Here is a 19,862-nt window from a genome sequence, read left to right on the forward strand (position 1 = left end):
CAGACCTCGAGGCAGTCTCCGGAAGCGCACCACCACCGGTCTGCCCCGTTCGCACGGGTGCCACCGTGGGCAGCCGCGGCACGATGCCGATGTACGGGCCCGACTTCGCCGCAGACCCGCACGCCGCCTACGAGCGGATGCGCACCGTCCACGGGCCGATCGCGCCGGTGGAGCTGTCGCCGGGGGTGTACGGCTCGCTCGTCACCAGCTATCAGCTCGGCCTCGAGGTCCTGCGCGACACCGAGCGGTTCGCCAAGGACCCGCGCGGCTGGCGGGCGGTGCACGACGGAACCGTCCAGCAGGACAGCCCGGTCGCGCCCATGATGATGTACCGGCCGAACGCCCTGTTCTGCGACGGCGAGGCGCACGCCCGGCTGCGCGGCGCGATCACCGACAGCCTGGACCGGGTGGACCCGCACGCGCTCAGCGAGTACGTCGAGCGCAGCGCGGAGACCCTGATCGACGCCTTCGCCTCCCGGGGCGAGGCCGATCTGCTCATCGAGTACGCCTCGGTGCTCCCGCTGCTGGTTTTCAACCAGCTCTTCGGCGCCCTCGCCGCGGACGGGCCGAAGCTGGTCGAGACCATGATGAAGCTCTTCGACAGCGGTGAGGAAGCCGCCCAGGCCAACGAGGACCTGCTCCGCTGGATCTCGGGCCTGGTGGCGAGCAAGCGCCAGCAGCCCTCGGCCGACGTCACCTCCTGGCTGATCGCGCACCCCTCGCAGCTGGCCGACGACGAGCTGATGCAGCAGATCATCCTGATGATGGCGGCCGGCACCGACCCCCAGCAGAACCTGATCGCCAACTCGCTGCGCCTGCTGCTGTCGGACGACCGCTTCGCCGGTGAACTGTCCGGCGGCAGCATGCCCGTGGAGGACGCCATCGACGAGGTCCTGTGGAACGACCCGCCGATGGCCAACTACGGTACCCGCTTCCCCCGTTACGACTGCGACGTCGCGGGCGTACGGCTGCGCAAGGGCGAGCCGGTGCTCATCAGCTACGCCGCCGCCAACCAGGACGCCGCCCGCGCCTCCGACCGGCGGTCCGGCAACCGGGCCCATCTGGCGTGGAGCGCCGGTGCCCACCGGTGCCCCGCGGAGCGGCCCGCCCGGTTGATCGCCACCGTCGCCATCGAGCGACTGCTCGACCGTCTCCCGGACATGGAGCTGGCCGTCCCCGTCGAACAGCTGACGTGGCGGACCGGCCCCTTCCACCGCGCCCTGGCCTCCCTGCCGGTGCGCTTCCCCGCCCAATTGGCGACTCACGCCGAACCGTTCGCAGCGTCCGCACCCGAGTCAGCCCGATTCGACGAGAACCCTGGAGACACCCCATGGAAACCCGTCCCATCGTCCTCGATCCCACCGGCCGAGACATCGTCGGAGAGGCAGCCCGAGTCGCCGCAGGCGGCGAAGCGACGCTTGTTGAGCTTCCTCACGGCGTGGTGGCGTGGGCAATAAGCACCCAGAGCACGCTCAAACGGCTGCTGACCGACCCCCGCGTCTCCAAGGACCCCCGGCAGCACTGGCCCGCCTGGATCAACGGTGAGATATCGCAGCAGTGGCCGCTGATCACCTGGGTCGCCGTCGAGAACATGTTCACCGCCTACGGCACCGACCACCGGCGGCTGCGCACGCTGATCTCCAAGGCGTTCACCCACCGGCGCACCGCCGCCCTGCGGCCGCGCATCGAGGAGATGTGCGCCGAACTCCTGGACACGCTGGCCGCCACCCCGCCGGGTGAGGTGGTCGACCTGCGCGAGATGTACGCGTACCCGGTGCCGATCCAGGTCATCTCCGAGCTGTTCGGGATGGACGACGAGCGCCTGCGCGACCGGATGCGCCGGGTCGTGGACAGCATCTTCCACACCTCCGCCACCCCGGAGGAGGTCACCGCCACCTACACCGAGCTGTACTCCGTCCTCGGCGAGCTGGTGGCCACCAAGCGCGAGCAGCCGGGCGACGACCTGACCAGCGGGCTGCTCGCGGTGCAGGGCGAGGGGGACGACTCCAAGCTCAGCGAGAAGGAGCTGACCGACACCCTCGCGCTGTTCCTCTCGGCCGGTCACGAGACCACGGTCAACCTCCTCGACAACGCCATCCACGCGCTCATCACGCACCCCGAGCAGCTCGCCCATGTGCGCGAGGGCCGGGCCTCGTGGGACGACGTGATCGAGGAGTCGCTGCGGCACTCCGCCCCGGTCGCCAACCTGCCGCTGCGCTACGCCGTCGAGGACATCGAGCTGGCGGACGGGGTGGTGCTGCGCAAGGGCGACGCGATCGTCGCCGCCTACGCGGCCGCCGGACGCGACCCCGAGATCCACGGCGAGGACGCCGCCACCTTCGACGTCACCCGGCAGATCAAGAGCCATCTCGCCTTCGGGCACGGGGTCCATCTGTGCGTCGGCGCGCCCCTGGCCCGGCTGGAGGCCATGATCGCACTCCCGGCCCTGTTCGACCGCTTCCCTCGACTCTCGCTAGCGTCCGGGCAGGACGCGCTGGAGCCCATGGAATCGTTCATTTCCAACGGCCACCGCAGCCTGCCGGTGCGGCTGTCCTGACCGTCGTACGGGCCGCCCCGCCGCCCGCCCGGTTCCGGGCGGGCAGGCGGGTGGGCGGGCGCCCCGCCCACCCTTTACGATCCTCAGCGTGTCCAAACTGACCGACCTCCCGAAACGGATCCTGATCGGGCGGGCCTTGCGCAGCGACAAGCTGGGGGAGACTCTCCTCCCGAAGCGCATCGCGCTCCCCGTCTTCGCGTCCGACCCCCTGTCCTCCGTCGCGTATGCGCCAGGGCAGGTGATGATCGTCCTTTCCGTGGCGGGTGCGTCGGCCTACCACTACTCTCCGTGGATCACGATCGCGATCATCGTGCTCATGTTCACGGTGGTCGCCTCGTACCGCCAGAACGTGCACGCGTATCCCAGCGGAGGCGGTGACTACGAGGTCGCCAACACCAACCTCGGCCCCAAGGCGGGACTCACCGTCGCCAGCGCCCTGCTGGTCGACTACATCCTGACGGTTGCCGTGTCGATCTCCTCCGGTGTGGAGAACCTCGGCTCCGCCGTCCCCTTCATCGTCCAGCACAAGACGCTCGTCGCGGTCGGGATCATCCTGCTGCTCACCCTGATGAACCTGCGCGGTGTCCGGGAGTCGGGCAAGCTCTTCGCGATCCCCACGTACGTCTTCGTCGGCGGCGTCTTCGTGATGATCTTCTGGGGCGCCTACCGCGGGCTCGTCCTCGGCGACGACATGAAGGCCCCCACCGCCGGTTTCGAGGTCCACGCCGAACAGACCGGGCTGGCCGGTTTCGCGCTGGTCTTCCTGCTGCTGCGCGCCTTCTCCGACGGCTGCGCCGCGCTCACCGGCGTCGAGGCCATCAGCAACGGCGTGCCCGCCTTCCGCAAGCCCAAGAGCCGGAACGCGGCGACGACGCTGGCGCTGATGGGCGGGCTCGCGGTCGCCATGTTCGTCGGCATCATCACCCTCGCCCTGGTCACCAACGTCAAGATGGCCGAGGACCCGGCGCGCGACCTGTTCAAGGACGGCGCCGCGCTCGGCTCCGGATACACCCAGAACCCGGTGATCTCGCAGGTCGCGGCCGCCGTCTTCGGCGACGGATCGTTCCTGTTCGTGGTGCTCGCCGCGGCCACCGCGCTGGTCCTGTTCCTGGCCGCCAACACCGCGTACAACGGCTTCCCGCTACTCGGCTCGATCCTCGCCCAGGACCGCTACCTGCCGCGCCAGCTGCACACCCGTGGCGACCGGCTCGCCTTCTCCAACGGCATCGTGCTGCTCGCCGGGGCCGCCGCGGTCCTGGTCTACATCTACGGCGCGGACTCGACCCGGCTGATCCAGCTCTACATCGTCGGCGTCTTCGTCTCCTTCACCCTCAGCCAGACCGGCATGGTGCGGCACTGGAACCGCCACCTGGCCACCGAGCGCGATCCGGCCGCCCGCCGCCGCATGGTCCGCGCCCGCGCGATCAACACCTTCGGCGCCTTCTTCACCGGGCTGGTCCTGGTCGTCGTGCTGCTCACCAAGTTCACCCACGGCGCCTGGGTGGCGCTGCTCGGCATGGCCGTCTTCTACATCACCATGTCCGCGATCCGGCGGCACTACGACGGCGTCTCCGAGGAGCTGGCCGCGGCCGAGGAGCAGCACGACGAGGACGAGGTCCGCCCCTCCCGGGTGCACTCCATCGTCCTCGTCTCCAAGATCCACAAGCCGACGCTGCGCGCCCTGGCCTACGCCAAGCTGATGCGCTCGCACCGGCTGGAGGCGCTGAGTATCAACGTCGACCCCGCCGAGACCAAGGCGCTGCAGGCGGAGTGGGGCGAGCGCGGCATCGACGTCCCGCTGAAGATCCTCGACTCGCCGTACCGCGAGATCACCCGGCCGGTCATCGACTACGTCAAGGGGCTGCGCCGGGAGAGCCCGCGCGACGTGGTCTCCGTCTACATCCCCGAGTACGTGGTCGGCCACTGGTACGAGCACCTGCTGCACAACCAGAGCGCGCTGCGGCTCAAGGGACGGCTGCTGTTCACCCCGGGCGTGATGGTGACCTCCGTGCCCTGGCAGCTGGACTCCTCGGAGCTGGCCCGCAAGCGCGCCCGCAAGCGCGCCGAGTGGAACGCCCCGGGCGCGGTCCGGCGCGGTCCCGTGGTGCAGCAGCGGCCGAAGGGCGAGCGCAAGGCGGACAAGGCGGGCGTCCGTACGTCGGGCCGGTAGCCGCCGCCCATTGGTGGGGGCCGGGGGTGCGGGGACGTAGACTGGTCGGCTGCTGTTGCCCCGCCCCGTACGTCCCCTCACCCCCTCTGGAGCCGAACCCGCCATGCAAAGTGAACCCAAGGCGTCGATGGTCGGCGAGGAGTACGAGGTCGAGGTCGGCCCGGTGGCGCACGGCGGCCACTGCATCGCCCGGACCGCCGAGGGCCAGGTGCTCTTCGTACGCCACACCCTGCCCGGCGAGCGGGTCGTCGCCAGGGTCACCGAGGGCGAGGAGGGCGCGCGCTTCCTGCGCGCCGACGCGGTGCGGATCCTCGACCCCGCCAAGGACCGGGTGGAAGCCCCCTGCCCGTTCTCCGGCCCCGGCCGGTGCGGCGGCTGCGACTGGCAGCACGTCGCCCCCGGCGCCCAGCGCAGGCTCAAGGCCGAGGTGATCACCGAGCAGCTCCAGCGGCTGGCCGGACTCACCCCCGAGGACGCCCGCTGGGACGGCACCGTCGAGCCCGCCCCCGGCGACAAGGTGCCCCGGGGCGAGGTCCCGGCCTGGCGCACCCGGGTCCAGTACGCGGTGGACGCACAGGGCCACCCGGGGCTGCGCCGCCACCGCTCGCACGAGGTGGAACCCGTCGACCACTGCCTGATCGCCGCGCCCGGGGTCACCGAACTCGGCATCGAGAAGCGGGAGTGGCCGCAGATCGAATCCATCGAGGCCATCGCCGCCACCGGCTCCTCCGACCGCCAGGTCGTCCTCACCCCCCGCCCCGGCGGCCGCCTGCCGATCGTGGAACTCGACCGCCCGGTCTCCGTCCTGCGCGTCGGGGAGTCCCGCGGCCGCGAGCGGCACCGCCTCGTGCACCGCGTCCACGGCCGCCCCTTCGTCCGCGAACGCGCCGCGGGCCGCACCTGGCGCGTCGGCGAGGGCGGCTTCTGGCAGGTCCACCACCAGGCCGCCGACCTGCTGGTCGAGGCCGTCATGCAGGGCCTCATGCCGCGCAAGGGCGACACAGCGCTCGACCTCTACTGCGGCGTCGGCCTCTTCGCGGGCGCCCTCGGCGAGCGGGTCGGCGAGCGCGGCGCGGTGCTGGGCATCGAGTCCGGCAAGCGCGCGGCCGAGGACGCCCGGCACAACCTCCAGGACCTGGACCGCGTCCGCATCGAACACGGCAAGGTCGAGCAGGTGCTGCCCCGCACCGGCATCACCGAGGCCGACCTGATCGTCCTCGACCCGCCCCGCGCGGGCGCGGGCAAGGACACGGTCGCCCACCTCGCCTCCCTCGGCGCCCGCCGCATCGCCTACGTAGCCTGCGACCCGGCCGCCCTGGCCCGCGACCTCGCCTACTTCCGCGAAGCGGGCTACGCCCCGCGCCGCCTGCGCGCGTTCGACCTGTTCCCGGTGACGCACCACGTGGAGTGCGTGGCGGTGCTGGAGCCGGTCGCGAAGGGTGCCTGAGCTGCGATTTCCTGTTTAGGGGCGTTTCTCGACCTGTTTCACCGTGTCCAACAGGTCGAGCTCCTCGCTACGGGCTCACCTGCGGTTTTTGCGTGGAGTGACGGGTGGGGCGGCAGGACGGGCGCTCGGCTTTCGGTGCTTTTGACGCTCGTATGACGCTCATGCTCTGCCGGTGAGGCCGGCTGAGGGGGAGTTCGCGATGCCTGTCATGGCCTTGTCTGGAACCCGCTGACGCGGCGCTGTTGCGATCCCCCTCCGGTAATTGTTGGACTCGGTACTCCCGATGTTGAGTAAGTGGGGCTAGGCAAATTCTGTCTAGGTAGAGTTAGACAACAGGTATTGGATCAGGGCGAGGGAGAGGACCGGTGGCCGAGAGCATGCTTGCCAAGCCCGACGACGTGGTCGACCGTGATCGTGAGTGGGATCTGCTCACCGAGTTCGTCACCGACCCGGATCCTGCGATGCGCCTCGGGATCGTGTCGGGGCGCAGGCGGCACGGGAAGTCCTATCTCCTGCAGGCCCTGTCCGAGCGTGTCGGTGGTCTGTACGTCACGGCGGTGCGGGAAGAGGGGCGGCTGCCGGCGATCCAGCGGTTCAGTGACGCGATCGCGGCCCATGCTGGATTGCGGCCAGGGACCCTGAGGTTGACCGACTGGCGGGAGGTTCTGTCCAACGCCCTCGACGTGACGGCTCGTTCGAACACCCCGCTGCTGGTGGTCGACGAGTTGCCGTATCTCCTCCAGCACTCTCCCGAGATCCCGGGCCTGCTCCAGCAGCTCTACGACGAGCGTCAGCGGGGCACCGGTTCAGGCCCCGGGCCTCGGGTGATCCTGTGTGGCTCCGCGATGAGCGTCATGCATGAACTGTTGTCGGGGACGAAGCCGTTGCGCGGCCGCGCGGTGATCGATCTGCGGCTGGGCGCCTTCGACTACCGAGCCGCGCGTGACTTCTGGCAGATCGAGGACCCGCTGACGGCCTTGAAGGTCCACGCCGTCCTTGGTGGGGCTCCCGGGTACAGGCCGGTGGCCGCTCGTCCGCACCCGAACGACGGCTTCGTCTCCTGGCTGGCCCGGACGCTCCTGGACCCCGGCCGGGCGGTCTACTCGCGCACTGAGACGGAGTACCTGCTGCGCGAGGATCCGCGGATCACCCAGCACACCCTGTACTACGACATTCTCACCGCGATCGCCCACGGCGCCTCCACCCCCACCAAGATCGGCGCGGCGCTGGAGCGCCAGCGTAACGCCGTCACCCACCCGCTCGAGGTCCTGGAATCCACCGGCTACATCCAGCGCGAGCAGGACATCCTGCGCCCCCGCCACCCCGTCATCACCCTGGCCGACCCCGTCATCCGTTTCAACCAGCTCATCACGCTGCCGCAGGCAGCCACCGTCGAGCAGGGCTTCGCCGAACAGGCATGGCAGGCCGCTGCACCGACCTTCAACTCCAAGATCCTCGGCCCGCACTTCGAGGACCTCGCCCGCACCTTCACTCGCCGGTACGCCCACACCCTGCTCCCGGGCGGCCTGCCCGGCCCGGTCGGTACCACTGAGGTGGCCGACCCGGCGGCCCGCACCAGGCACGAGGTCGACGTCATCGCCCTGACCCTGGGCGAGCGCCCGCAAGCTCCCCGAGCCAGGATCGCCCTCATCGGCGAGGCCAAGGCCACCGCCGCCCGCCGTGGCACCGGCGACCTGCAACGCCTGGAGCACATCCGAGGCCTGCTCACCGACCAGGGTTACGACACCACGGGCACCACCCTGGCTCTATTCTCCCTGCACGGCTTCTACCCGGACCTGATCGAGTCCGCAGCCCGCCGCGACGATCTGCTCCTGGTCGACCTGCCGGGCCTCTACGGGATCGGTTGACCTCAACTTGCATACCCGACGGAGCGGTGGCACTTTGAGAGGTTGCTGTCGTTCCGCCAGCCCGAAGTCGAACTGCCAGGGGCGCACAGATGCCCTGCGAGCTCTCGAAGCGGTGAGGCGCCGGATCCCGGTGGCTCGCCACGTATGGGAGTCGCCGTACGTGGCGCATCACGGGGCGTCAGACTCGGTGGCGGCAACGGTCTCCAAGCTCGGAGATGACGGCCTTCTCGCGTGCGTTGGCGGCACCGTCCACAGTGGCCACCCTGTCGGCCAGGTCGAGAATGTCGCTCAGATCCCCTGGCTCGGCGTCTATGCGCCGCCACACCTCGGCGGGGTCGATATCGACAAGGTGAGCGAGCTGTTCGTCAACGACCTGATGCTGCTCCCGGACCAGCCGCACCAGATGACGCATCAACAGCGTCTCATCGTCGGTAATCTTATAGTTCGCCCTAATGACGAGCCACGTGACCCACAGCATCAACTGAGGGTGCTGACTCTGCTCGCTCAGGTTCTCGGCGAGTTCGATCACCCGCGCCTCGTTCCGAAAGACGGCTTGCGCGTGCCGCCCCGCGAGCAGCGTTGTGTAGCGGTTCAACACCACCGCAAGGGGAACGCCGACCACCGGGATACCGATCTTGATGACGTTGCGTTGCAGGAGAAACTTTCCGACGAAGGGGAGCCCTTTCGCGGCGGTCAGTACCGCTTTGGAGTAGAAGCGCTTGATCACCGGCCGCACTATGAGCGGGATCGCCTTGACCACGCTTTCCCGAACCACTTCGCCGCTCTTGATGGTGAAGGCCACTCGAATGAGCTTCCACATGTCATCGGGGTCGGACAGGTCGAGCGGGACCCGATAGAGGACTGCGATGTCGTGCGCCAGGCGGAGCTGGAGCCGGGTGGTGAATGCGACATCGACCATCAGGGTCGCGACGGCGGCCGGGACAGTCGCCGGCGAGGCACCTCCAAGGCTTCCGAGGGTGGCGGCGACGGTCGCCGTGTAGGCTCCGGCAGAGAGACCGCCTTCGAGCGCCGCGTACCGAGTCGCCATCTTGATCCGCTGATCGACGATGGCGTCCGCGGGTACGCCCGCATACCGATCTTGGAAGTACTGCCAGTCGGCCTTGTTGGTGTAGGAATTCAGAGCATGAGCGCTGAGCTTGGTGAACCAGTTGCCCGACTTGATGTCGTCTGAGCTCAGCCCTTTGACGAACTCTCGTATCTCGTCCTGCCCCTGCTCGACAACCTTGCGGTCGGCATCGTCGCCGGTGCCGGCAGCGTCAATCGGAGCTTCGGTCATGTCGAGTTCCCCCCCAGATACTTCCGCGTCCAGCCAGATTGCCGCGTTCGGACCAGCCCGCTGACGTCTCATCACGGTGACTTCAGAACCAGCACATCTGTGGACGATGTCGCGTGAACTGCACAACCCTAGCGCGTCATCATGCAGTCAGAGCCGTCGCGTTGACCTCCGTCATGATTGCCTCTACCGCGGTCAACTGCGAAAACAGACGACCAAGACCCCGGAATCCCGCCCGCAACCCGCATGAGCACGCTCATGGAGCGTCGCCCCAGCCACTCCGACCGGCACGTTCGAAGATCGCGAACGTTCACTGCTGCTGCGAGGTGGGCGGGGAATAGGAGTTCACCTTCGGCCTCTTCTTCGCGCTGCGACTGCGGACGCGTACGGCCCGTTCGCGAGGTGTCTCGTCGCTCGTTTCGAACCCCATCATGACGCTGTACCCCTCGTGGGCACGCTGCAGCCCGAAGTCCCTCAACTGCTCAACGCTGGTCCCCACGGTTCCTACCCGGCCGAGTTTCACCAGCTCCGCGAACTCCGAGCCGGTGAGGTAGCTGACCGCTCTCTCGTAGCTGAAAATGCGCCCACCCCTGGGTCCGAGCGTGCAGTCGTCGTCCAAGAGCACGCGGGCGTAGGAAAGGGGGATGTACATGCCGTGGGCCAACTCGGTACTGGAAGCCGCCCCGTTCCGCCAGTGTGCGAACTTCAGGAAGCACGCGTCCGGGGAGAGGCGCCACTCGTGAGAGCGGGCGGGTTTTGAACTGAGCCGTGAAACCTGTTCCAAGCGATCCATCTGGTCCAGGAGCTGCTTGTCCACTCGGTATTCCTTGTGCCGGGATTCCAAGCGCTTGTACTGGACGAGGACGAAGCTGTGCGTGGGGTGGTGGTAGTAGATCATGTCCGTGCCCAGTCGGCTCTCTACCCGGGTGGCATTGACGTTGACGACCTCTAGACGACGTCCTGTGGAGTCTTCCAGCACGTGGATGTCGCATCGCAGGTCGCCGCGCTGTCGCCAGTCGTCGAAAAGGGGTGCTTCGCCGCTCAGCCCGGCCCGTACGTCATGGTCGATCAGGCTGTTCTCCACCGGGTCCGGAATGAGTCCCGCCAGATATGGCTCGTCCCGGGACGCGGGGCGTCCCCAGGCCGACAGCGCGGAGTGCGGGAAGTCGGTCACGCGAGTGAGGGACTGAGCAGCGTCCCTCTGTTCCTGCCACGCACGGTCCGCCGGGTCCTCGACGTTGAAGACGAGCGGGTTGAGCTGGGCGAGCAACCAGTCGATGTACCGGGACAACTCGGGGTGACGTCTCAGAAGTGCTTCCCGCAAAGCCTGCCAGGTCGCCATGCCGCAGTGACCCACGCTTCCGGAAAGAGCCCGCTCCACATGAGCCCGGTGTGTCGAGGACAGGGATGCGAGGATTCCGTCGGGACCGTCCAGGGGCACTGGCTTCGGACATCTGCGCATGGGCTCGATAGTGATGCTTCTGTCGACCGGCCCCACGGTATTGATGCGCTGGACCGACCCCATCCAGATGATGAAGCGGCCGTGTTCGGCGAGCCCATTGCGGCCGCTGTTCGCGGAACGCGCCTGGTTGTCGCAGACCAGGAACGCTAACCGGGTACCGGTGTCGGACGTGTCGAGCCCGGTGGGCAGTCCTTTCGTGAAGCGCTCCGAAACGAGCCAGTCGTCTTCGTTGTCGGCCACCTGGCCCGGGGTGAGGGTCACTATGTACGTCACGAGAGGACCCTACCGACGCCGCTGGCACCGTACGCGTACGGACGTCCCGCCTTGGCCGACGACATCTGGAGTGCGTGGCGGTGCTGGAACCGGTGGCTAAGGGCGCCTGACGTCCGGCCGGGGCGTGGGCGCTGCCCAGTCCCATAGAGCCCTGGCCAAGGCACTCACCGACAAGCAGTCCGCGTATGTGCGGGGATCAGCTGGGCCGACGGCTGATCGCTCAGTCCCCGCCGCACGGCATCGGATCGACGCTCGCCGCTCGGCTGGCTGGGAAGGGCATCCGTACGGCAGCCGACTTCACCGGGTACCGGTCTGGGCAGAACACCCACTACAACAGCACCGGCGCCGTGATCGTGCTGAGCAGCGGCCGTGCCGTCGACGTCCACGGTATCGGCGAGGCCAAGGCCATCGCCCTCGATGGTGGCGCAAACACCTGGTCGCCTCTCACTGACCAGCGCAAGGCGGTGGAGCCTGAGACCGATGCGTTGCGTGTGAAGGCACGGAAGCAGATGGAGGACGGACAGGAACGGCTCAACCGAGAGAACACCCTTGCGGGCGATCAGGCCCGACAGCAGCGGCAGGAGTTCAGTCGGCGTACGGTCGCGCTCCAGCAGAACAGCGCGCTCCACGGGACACTGAGCGCCTCCGTTGAGGCTGCCAGGCTCCGGCAGCGTGGACTGTCGTTTGCGTGCTACTTGCGATTTCTCTACGTCGGTCGCTGACGTCACGTACGGCTGAGCTGTACTTGTGCCGTGAGCTGTCCGATTTGCAGGAGCGCGAGGACGGCGGAGCGCGAGAAGCGGCCCCCGGGCCTCGGAGGTCGCCGCCCCGCCGACCCTCTCCGAGACCCGGCGTGGGCTCCTCCTGGTCGATACTCTCGCCGGCCGCTGGGCCGTGCTGGACGGCGCGCCCATCGGCGAAACCGTCCGCGCCGAACTGGACCTGCCACGCTGACGGGGCGCCCGCAGTCGGCAGCACCCATTCCCCGATCCCGGATGGCGCGGCTTCCGGGGCAAGAAGTCGCTCCGCACGCTTGAGCGTTGTTGTCAATAGGCTGTTCGGCGCGGGCCGGGACCTGTTCAGGGGGAGGGGCGGTAAATGGCGGACGTGCGTGTCAAATCGGATCAATTGGTGGGCATATCCGGTGGTTTCAGTACGCACATGAACTTCCTGGTGGAGGTCGTCAACGCTCTGGTTGTGGCGTTGGAGACATCCAAGGGCATGGCCGGCGACGACGAGGGCGGACGCAACTTCGCGAAGGTGTACCAGGGTGCTGCCCGTGAAGCCGTGGCCCAGATGTCCTTCTCCACGTACACCATGGGGAACCTTTCCGCCACGGTGATGGAGATGGCCTTCGACTTCCTCGCGACGGATAGCAAGATCGCGGCATCGATGATGGGGAAGTTCTCGCCGGACGAAGCCATCAACATGCTCAGGGGGCCTGCCACAAACAGCGAGTGCAATCCCGTGGGCAGCGAGGACGACCTTCCGGAAGTCGTGGCCAAAGAAGACTGGCTCGATGATTTCAACACCCAGGGGCCACGCGGAGACGCAGGCAAGGCCAAGGAAGCGGGCAAGGCTTGGCGTAAAGCGGGGGAGCTGCTGGATGACACACGTGTCAGCGCGCAGACAGGGCAGCGATTGCTGGTCAGGGACTGGGCCGGGCGAGCTGTCACGGGGTTCGTGGACTACTTCGACATGTTCATAGGGGCCGGAGACCGCTCGGGTGAAACTGTTGAGGGTGAGGCGTTGTTGGCGAACTTGGCCACGGCTTGTCACGAGATTGCTGGTGCCTGCGACGCCTACGCGGGGCATGTCGAGGATGCCAAGGCCGATTGGATGGCCGGTGGGATGTCCCTCGGTGACTCCTTGCTGGACAACGACAACGATCACGGCCTCAACGACGCTGTCTGCGGCGACACGCGCATCAACGGGCTCGGGCGCATCCCCGGTGTCCTCGACGGCTCGGGGCGCAAGGCGAAGCTGCCCGAGCCGTCGGGCCCCTGGGACCCGGGCCTCCCGTCGATCTTCCCGGCGGTTCCCTTGCGTGTGCCGATGCCCTCCGTTCCCGTGGTGGCGAAGGCGCCCGTTTCATCAGGAACGAGCGGCATCTTCGCTGCCTTCTACGGAAATCGCCAAACTCCGAGCCCAGGTCCACCACGCCCTGGTGTCAACCCCAAGGGGCCGCTGCCTCCTGAACCGGGCGGGACTCGGCTGAGCGCCAAGGAGCAGGCCGACTTCCGCAAGTGGATGTCCGGCCTGCATCAACATGACTTCGCCAACAATCGGACCGAGAAAGACCCGCCCAATCGCTACCAAGCCGATACCGCGGGCTACCCCGAATACGACCTGCCTCTGCCGCCCATGGAGGGCGAGAAGGGCATCCAGCAAGCGGATGGGCTGCGTTCAGAGGATGGGTACGCCCTCGATGCAAAGCACGTCAAAGAGCCGGACTCCTGCAAGACGCCGCGTACTTTGGAAAAGCTCCAACTTCCCGAAGACGAGAAGAAGCCGTGGGAGCAGGGACCGCATGAAGATGACGAAGTTGAGATCCAGGACTACGGCCGCGCGATAAATGCTGATGGCAGCAAGGTCAGGGGATTGGAGATCATTACGAACGGCCCGGAAACCATGGCGTACTGGCAGTACCTGATGGCAAAAGAGGGAGTGCCGGGTAGTGTCCGGTACCACCCCTGAAGGAACGACTGAGGAAAGAGTAGCCAATGACTCCTGATGAAGCCGCGCTCGTCATCACCAACTACTACTTCGCCCCGATCGAAGGTGAGCGATGGCAGGTCACCCCCGAGTATTTCGCGGAAGCAGCGAGGGACCGGTGGCCCGACTGCACGACGCGTCTGATCGAGGACGACTCCGGAACCGCTACGCGAGTTCGGTTTGCTATGACCTTCAGCAACGGTGCGCAGAGGTCTGGGAGTTATCATCCCCGCTCAGGTGTGAGTCTGCGCGGTTACGCGGCCCTGGACGCGGCCGAATTCATGGCCTGGTTCGTCGCGATGCTTGATCCCGATGTGCGTGTCCTGTTCAACAACCAGGAGTCCATCGAGGACGGCGACTACGACGATCACGTGCTCCCGCGCGGCATGGGGGTGCGGCCCATGGCCGAAGCGCTGGCCACGCACCTTGCCGGAGCGCTTGTCGGAGAGTGAGAACCGCCCGAACCGAACGGGGCCTGCCCCGCTGACGGTGTCGGCCCCCGTCTAACGTCCCGCGGTCGTCCGTGGACGCGTGGGAAAGGACCGACCGGGCCTGCCACAAGCGTGAGCTGCAGCGGTCACGCTCCCTTGCCGTCCGCATACGGGGTCAGGCGCCCGCTGGACAGCGCGCACTGCTCCGCCTCGTCCGGCCAGGCAATGCGCCTGGCGCTCGACCGTCTCCTGCTCGGTCGGCACAAGCCTGAGCACTTCATCGATCGTTCGTTGCGATCTGCGTGGAGTGCGTGGCGGTACTGGAGCTCGTGAAGTAACCGGCGGCACCACCTGGGTGTCGTGGTGGCGGAGTCACCGGAGTGGAACCCGAGCGAACCGCCCGGCGCTACTTGCCGATCGGCGACTCCGCGACGCAGCCACCGACGCTGCTCAGGCTTTCGCCATTCTCCTCGGCGATGACCTTGCCCTTGTGCAGGATCCTGCAGGCCACCTCGGAACCGAGGGAGACCGGCACCACCGACGACGGCCTGATGCCCCGCAGCGTCACCGTCTTCCTCCAGGGCAGCGTGGGCTTGTTCACGGTGGTGGTCTTGGGGTTCGTGGCCTTGCCGCCGCCCGAGTCGAACTCGATCGCGTCGACGTTCTTCCCCGTCACCTCGTAGGTGACCTCGTACGTCTCGTCCACCGCCTTGTCCACGGCGTTGATGGCCTGCTCCTCCGTACAGGCGGACAGGGCCAGTACGAGGCCGGTGAGGGCAACGGATAAGGTGGCGGTGCGTATGGTGCGCATCATGCGGAATCCCCCTGGATTTCAGAAATCAGACGCCGTGGCTCACTGCGGATAGACCGGTGGGGCACGTTGAAGGTTGCCCCCCCTCAACTGGCCGGGCCTGCCGGCGTGGCCGTGGTCGCGAGGCGCCGGAACTCGCTCGGGTTGGCGCCCCGGACCCGTTTGAACGCCGCGCTGAACCCGAACGCGTCGGAGTAGCCCACGGTGCGGGCGATGTCCGCGATCGTCGCGGCTTCCTGCTCGACCAGCAGGTCCGCCGCGAGTGTCATGCGCCAGCGGGTGAGGTAGGTCAGCGGCGGTTCGCCGACCAGGTCGGCGAACCGCTTGGCCAGCGTCGAACGCGACACCCCGGTGCGGTCGGCGAGCGCGGCGACCGTCCATGGCGCCGCCGGTTCGGCGTGCAGCAGGCGCAGCGCGTCGCCGACCACCGGGTCCCGCTGGGCGGCCCACCAGGCCGGGGGCTCGCCGCCGGGCCGGTCGAACCACTCGCGCAGGGTGCAGACCAGCATCCAGTCCAGCAGCCGGTCGAGCACCACCTGCTGGCCCGGTGTGTCGACGGCGACCTCGGCGGCGAGGTGGTCCAGCACGGGGTCGGACGTGTCCCCGGAGTCCACGCGCAGTACGACGGGCAGCGCGTCCAGCAGTCGGCGGCTGATCTCGCCGCGCACGGGATAGGCGCCGACGATCAGGGTCGTCGCGCCGGGGCCGTCGTCGCCGCCGTTCTCGCCGTGCTCGTTCTCGGCGTGGTCGCTCCAGCCGAGCCGGTGCCGGGTCCCGCCCTGTTCGGGCGTCGCGCAGTGCTCGCCGCACGCGATCGGCTCGGCCCGGGTGTCGACCGCGTCGACGAAGGTGAACGTCGCGGGGCCGCGTACGACGATCGTCTCGCGGGCGCGAAGCGGCTCGGGCGGGCCGTGCTCCGGCACGATCCAGCCCGCCCCGGTGAGGACGGTGCACAGGGTCAGCGGCGCGCCGTCCACGAAGTGCAGCGCCCAGGGCGGGGACAGGGTCGAGCTGCCGAACAACGAGCCGTGGGCTCGTACCCCCCGGATCAGATCACTGAACGCGTCCACCTCGGCGAGGGTAGCCGAATGCCGGACGAACACACATGTGATCCGGCCTCTGACCTATGGGTCCGTCCGAAGCGGCCGTGTTCAATCGACGTCATGAGCAACGACACCACTCTGGTCCTCGGCGCGACCGGCAAGACCGGCCGCCGGATCGTCGCCCGATTGCGGCTGCACGGCACGCCGGTGCGTACGGCCTCCCGATCGAGCCGCACCCGGTTCGACTGGTCCGACCCCGGCGGCTGGGACGCGGTCCTGCAGGGTGTCGACGTCGCCTACGTGGTGGCCCCGCGCGTGCCGGGCCCGGTGCACGAGTTCGTGGCCCGGGCCGAGGCCGCCGGAGTGCGGCGGCTGGTCCTGCTCTCCGGGCACGGCGCCGACACCTGGGGCGACTCGGCGTTCGGACTGGACATGCGGTCGGCCGAGGACGCCGTACGCGGCTCGGCGCTGGAGTGGACCGTCCTGCGCCCGTCGAACTTCGCCCAGAACTTCGACGAGGACGTCTTCCGCGCCCCGCTGCTCGCCGGGGAACTGGCGCTTCCGGCCGGGGCGGTTCCCGAGCCGTTCATCGACGTAGAGGACGTCGCCGACGCCGCGGCCCGGGTGCTGACCGAGAACGGCCGGCACGCCGGACGGATCTACGAGCTGACCGGACCGCGTGCGCTCACCTTCGGCGAGGCGGTCGAGCTGATCGCCCGGGTGTCCGGGCGGCCGCTGACCTACCGGCGGATCTCGCCCGCCGAGTACGCGGCGACGCTGGTCGAGGAGGGCTTGAGCGAGGAGGACGCCCACCACGTCGCCGAGATGTTCGTACTGATGGAACGCGGGGTGATCGCCGCGACGACGGATGACCTCGCCACCTTGCTGGGACGGGCGCCGCGGACCTTCGAGGACTACGTCGTACGGGCCGCCGCGGCGGGAGCCTGGGACCGCTGACCGGGGCTACGGCTGCTGCAGCGACGTCTTCGCGGCGTCCACGAAGTCCGTGAGGGCGGCCCAGAACGGGCTGTAGGAGTCGTCGAAGCGCCGTATCGCCTCCGGGTCGTCGGCGGCCATGGCCTCCAGCGAGCGGTGGAACCGTCCGGTCGCCTTCTGCAGCGCGTGCGCCGCCCCGCCCGCGGCGGCGGGCCCCTCCAGCTCGACCACCCGCGCACAGTGCCGCAGCTTCCCGTAGTGGTCCCGCTCGCGGATCAGCGTTTCGTCCAACAGGGCGGCGCGGCGCCGGAATTCGCCACTCCGCTGGAACTCGGAGATCTCCCAGTAGAACTCGCCCATGCGGTGGACCTGTTCGATCAATTCGAGGTACGCGGTGCGCCTGCTGTCGCGCAGCCGCTCAGCCTGCTGGGCCCGGGCCGCGGTGTCGGCCTGGATCTGGGCGGCGCGGGTGTTGCCGCGGCTGGTGACCCAACTGGCCAGGACGGCGGTGCCACCGGTGAGGGCGGCGATCCAGAACGTGCTGTCAGCCATCACGGCCGTCCCTCGCCGTTGCCCCGTTCATGCGCGCGCTCGCTTCCCCTCGGTCATCTTCGGTCACCATCACCATCCCCCGATGGTAGGAAGATACGGAAGGAGTAACGGTTCGGCGGTATGTCCCACAGATATGTTCCGGGCATGAGCGCATCCGGGCTGCGGCCCGCCGTGACCGAGTTGAGGCTGTCCGCCTTCAAGTCCCATCGACGTGCGGTCTTTTCCCTGGGGCCGCTGACTCTCTTCGCCGGGCCGAGCGGGAGCGGTAAATCGGGCGTGCTGGAGGCGTACGCGGCGCTCGCGCGCCTGGCGGGCGGCGCCCAGCTCGCGGAGGTGTTCCGCGAGCCCGCGTCGTACATCCCGCGCCGGGCGCGGCCGGACCGGCAGGGGCGGCGCGGCTTCCGCATCGGGTGCACCGTGGACGGCCCGGTGGGGCCGGTGCGGCTCGATGTCGCCGTACAGGCCGAGCCCGAACTGCGCATCGTGGGCGAGCGGTTGACGGGGGCGGGGGAGACCCTGCTGGAGACGGCGCTGCGCGACCCGGAGCGGCGCTCCGTCCAGGCCGCCTGGCATACGGCCGGGGCGGTCGCGGTCACCCGGGCTCCGCTGCCCGACGACCGGCTGGCGACGTCGGTGCTGCCGCTGCGGGTGGCCGGGATCACCGAGGGGCAGCGGCTGGCGCTGGCCGCCGCCGAGCAGGTGGTGATCGCGCTGCGTTCGGTGTTCGCCTGCGATCCGCGGCCGGATCGGATGCGGGCACCGGCGGCGCCGCGCGACGGGCAGCTGCGCGGGGGCTGCGAGAACCTGGCGGCGGTGCTGCGGCGCACCAGCCGGGAGTGCGTCTCCCGGCACGCGGCGCTGGTGGCCGCGGTGCGGGCGGGATGCGCGGGGCCGGTGAAGGGCCTGGTGACCGAGGGGGCCGGGGGCGGCGGGGTGCGGGCCCTGGTGGAGCAGGGGGAGCTGGGCGCGATGCCCGTGGAGCGGCTGGGCGACGGGGAGTTGCGCTATCTGGCGCTCGCGCTGGTGCTGCTGACCGGGCCGGGGGTGCTGGCGATGGACCCGGTCGCGGATGTGCTTCCCGCGCGGCAGGTGCTGACGGTCCTGGCCGACGGTTTCGACCGGTGTCTGGACCGGCGGCAGGCGCGGGAGCTGCTGGGGGTGGCGGTCCGGATGTGCGCACGGGGGCACATCCGGCTGGTGGGGACGGTGGGGGACGTGACGGGGGCGGTCGGGGACGCCCCCGTCACGGTGGTAAACCTGGAGCGTGAGCGAGTCTCTTGAACCCGAGTCCGGTGTGCGTTCCGCCGCGTGTGAACGACGATCCGACGACCTTGATGTGGCGGGCCTGCAGCGCAGGCTGGCGGCCTTCGCTGCGGTGCGCGACTGGCAGCAGTACCACACCCCGAAGAACCTCGCGGCGGCGCTGAGCGTCGAGGTGTCGGAGCTGGTGGAGATCTTCCAGTGGCTGACGCCGGAGGAGTCGGCGCGGGTGATGGAGGAGCCGGGGAGCGCGGCCCGGGTCGAGGACGAGGTCGCCGATGTGCTGGCGTATCTGCTCCAGTTCTGCGAGGTGCTGGGGATCGACGCGCTCGCGGCGCTGGCCGCGAAGATCGACCGCAACGAGGGCCGGTTCCCGGCCGCGGCGTCCGGAAGCCCCGTTCGTCACTCTTAGTAGTGGCGAGGTTATCCACAACGCAACTGTTGTCAACAGATTCCTGAATTCCCCTAGCTTTTTGGCCTGTTAGTCATCACTCTGGGTAGTGGAGGAGTGACGGGTGCGGAAAGTCCGTTGAGAGGGGTTCGGGGCATGGACGCGATGCGGCTGATCGGTGTCACCCGGCACGCCCTGGCGAAGGCCGGGAGTGTGCATGACATCGTGGCCGAGGCCTGGCAGGTCCAGGCGCTGGCGGAAGCGGTCGGCGGATACTTCATGGTGAGCGGCCCGGCGGCGGCGCGAGCGGAGGCGCGCGGCCTGTGCGAGGCGGGCGGCAGGGCGCGCGGGGCGCTGTTTCACCCGGCGCTGCACCATCCCGCGCTGCGCGGCGGGGGGTTACGGGCGGCGCAGTTATCGGAGGTGCGGGACCCCAGGGGCGTGCTGCTGGCGCTGGGGGATCTGCTGGCGGAGGCGGGATTCGCGCTGGTGGGCGTCGCCTCCAGCACGGAGGAGGAGGCGCTGTACTGGCAGTGCGTGGAGGCGATCGACGCGGCGGACGAGGCGAGGGACCGGGTGCTCGGGATGCTGGGGCATCTCACGGGGCTGGAGTGGGGTGGGGAGTGGGGTGGTGCGGCATGAGAAGGCAGGA

Annotated in this window: 17 protein-coding genes; 12 read left to right on the top strand and 5 right to left on the bottom strand. The window is 68.9% G+C overall.

Annotated features, from left to right (window positions below; all coding sequences use genetic code 11):
- Positions 1-89 precede the first annotated feature (89 nt).
- From ACZ59A_RS18430 to ACZ59A_RS18450, 5 genes are all read left to right on the top strand, one after another.
- Positions 90-1,457 (top strand): cytochrome P450, encoded by a 1,368-nt coding sequence (locus ACZ59A_RS18430; protein ID WP_470960621.1) that lies wholly within the window; start codon positions 90-92, stop codon positions 1,455-1,457.
- A complete protein-coding gene (locus tag ACZ59A_RS18435; RefSeq protein ID WP_470959887.1) occupies positions 1,439-2,557 on the top strand; it encodes a cytochrome P450 family protein in 1,119 nt (372 codons plus the stop codon). The genes ACZ59A_RS18430 and ACZ59A_RS18435 overlap by 19 nt, the downstream gene beginning before the upstream one ends.
- Positions 2,558-2,645: 88 nt before the next feature.
- A complete protein-coding gene (locus tag ACZ59A_RS18440; RefSeq protein WP_470959890.1) occupies positions 2,646-4,727 on the top strand; it encodes an APC family permease in 2,082 nt (693 codons plus the stop codon).
- Between the two features lie 103 nt (positions 4,728-4,830).
- Complete coding sequence (locus ACZ59A_RS18445; RefSeq protein WP_470959892.1) at positions 4,831-6,174, top strand: class I SAM-dependent RNA methyltransferase; 1,344 nt, start codon at positions 4,831-4,833, stop codon at positions 6,172-6,174.
- Positions 6,175-6,551: 377 nt separating this feature from the next.
- Positions 6,552-8,042, top strand: a complete 1,491-nt coding sequence (locus ACZ59A_RS18450; protein ID WP_470960622.1) for an AAA family ATPase — start codon at positions 6,552-6,554, stop codon at positions 8,040-8,042.
- Positions 8,043-8,220: 178 nt separating this feature from the next.
- On the opposite strand, the gene ACZ59A_RS18455 is transcribed toward ACZ59A_RS18450, so the two are convergent.
- Positions 8,221-9,339, bottom strand: coding sequence for a hypothetical protein (locus ACZ59A_RS18455; protein WP_470959893.1), 1,119 nt, complete (start codon positions 9,337-9,339; stop codon positions 8,221-8,223).
- A gap of 307 nt (positions 9,340-9,646) precedes the next feature.
- A complete protein-coding gene (locus ACZ59A_RS18460) occupies positions 9,647-11,071 on the bottom strand; it encodes a hypothetical protein (RefSeq protein WP_470959895.1) in 1,425 nt (474 codons plus the stop codon).
- Positions 11,072-11,256: 185 nt separating this feature from the next.
- Here ACZ59A_RS18460 and ACZ59A_RS18465 point away from each other — a divergent pair, with 185 nt between their 5' ends.
- From ACZ59A_RS18465 to ACZ59A_RS18475, 3 genes are all read left to right on the top strand, one after another.
- A complete protein-coding gene (locus ACZ59A_RS18465) occupies positions 11,257-11,793 on the top strand; it encodes a hypothetical protein (RefSeq protein WP_470959897.1) in 537 nt (178 codons plus the stop codon).
- Between the two features lie 376 nt (positions 11,794-12,169).
- Positions 12,170-13,768: a restriction endonuclease fold toxin-2 domain-containing protein gene (locus tag ACZ59A_RS18470; protein ID WP_470959899.1), complete on the top strand. Its 1,599-nt coding sequence runs from the start codon at positions 12,170-12,172 to the stop codon at positions 13,766-13,768.
- A 26-nt stretch (positions 13,769-13,794) separates the two neighbouring features.
- Positions 13,795-14,238: a hypothetical protein gene (locus ACZ59A_RS18475; protein ID WP_470959901.1), complete on the top strand. Its 444-nt coding sequence runs from the start codon at positions 13,795-13,797 to the stop codon at positions 14,236-14,238.
- Between the two features lie 385 nt (positions 14,239-14,623).
- Here the strand turns inward: ACZ59A_RS18475 and ACZ59A_RS18480 are convergent, their stop codons facing one another.
- Both ACZ59A_RS18480 and ACZ59A_RS18485 read right to left on the bottom strand, forming a co-directional pair.
- Positions 14,624-15,031 (bottom strand): hypothetical protein, encoded by a 408-nt coding sequence (locus ACZ59A_RS18480; RefSeq protein WP_470959903.1) that lies wholly within the window; start codon positions 15,029-15,031, stop codon positions 14,624-14,626.
- An 83-nt stretch (positions 15,032-15,114) separates the two neighbouring features.
- Complete coding sequence (locus tag ACZ59A_RS18485; RefSeq protein WP_470959905.1) at positions 15,115-16,098, bottom strand: cupin domain-containing protein; 984 nt, start codon at positions 16,096-16,098, stop codon at positions 15,115-15,117.
- A 93-nt stretch (positions 16,099-16,191) separates the two neighbouring features.
- Between ACZ59A_RS18485 and ACZ59A_RS18490 the strand changes: the two genes are divergently transcribed.
- Positions 16,192-17,028 carry an NAD(P)H-binding protein gene (locus ACZ59A_RS18490; protein ID WP_470959907.1) on the top strand — a complete coding sequence of 279 codons (837 nt, stop codon included), beginning with the start codon at positions 16,192-16,194 and terminating at the stop codon, positions 17,026-17,028.
- 6 nt (positions 17,029-17,034) lie between these two features.
- Here the strand turns inward: ACZ59A_RS18490 and ACZ59A_RS18495 are convergent, their stop codons facing one another.
- Positions 17,035-17,559: a hypothetical protein gene (locus ACZ59A_RS18495; protein WP_470959909.1), complete on the bottom strand. Its 525-nt coding sequence runs from the start codon at positions 17,557-17,559 to the stop codon at positions 17,035-17,037.
- A 144-nt stretch (positions 17,560-17,703) separates the two neighbouring features.
- On the opposite strand from ACZ59A_RS18495, the gene ACZ59A_RS18500 reads away from it, so the two are divergent.
- From ACZ59A_RS18500 to ACZ59A_RS18510, 3 genes are all read left to right on the top strand, one after another.
- The gene (locus tag ACZ59A_RS18500) at positions 17,704-18,840 is read left to right on the top strand and encodes an AAA family ATPase (RefSeq protein WP_470959911.1); all 1,137 of its coding nucleotides are present in this window, start codon (positions 17,704-17,706) and stop codon (positions 18,838-18,840) included.
- Between the two features lie 13 nt (positions 18,841-18,853).
- Positions 18,854-19,231 carry a nucleotide pyrophosphohydrolase gene (locus tag ACZ59A_RS18505; protein WP_470960623.1) on the top strand — a complete coding sequence of 126 codons (378 nt, stop codon included), beginning with the start codon at positions 18,854-18,856 and terminating at the stop codon, positions 19,229-19,231.
- A 135-nt stretch (positions 19,232-19,366) separates the two neighbouring features.
- Positions 19,367-19,852, top strand: coding sequence for a DUF6099 family protein (locus ACZ59A_RS18510; protein ID WP_470959913.1), 486 nt, complete (start codon positions 19,367-19,369; stop codon positions 19,850-19,852).
- Positions 19,853-19,862: the final 10 nt, after the last annotated feature.

The organism is Streptomyces sp. NPDC040405, from assembly GCF_055595765.1.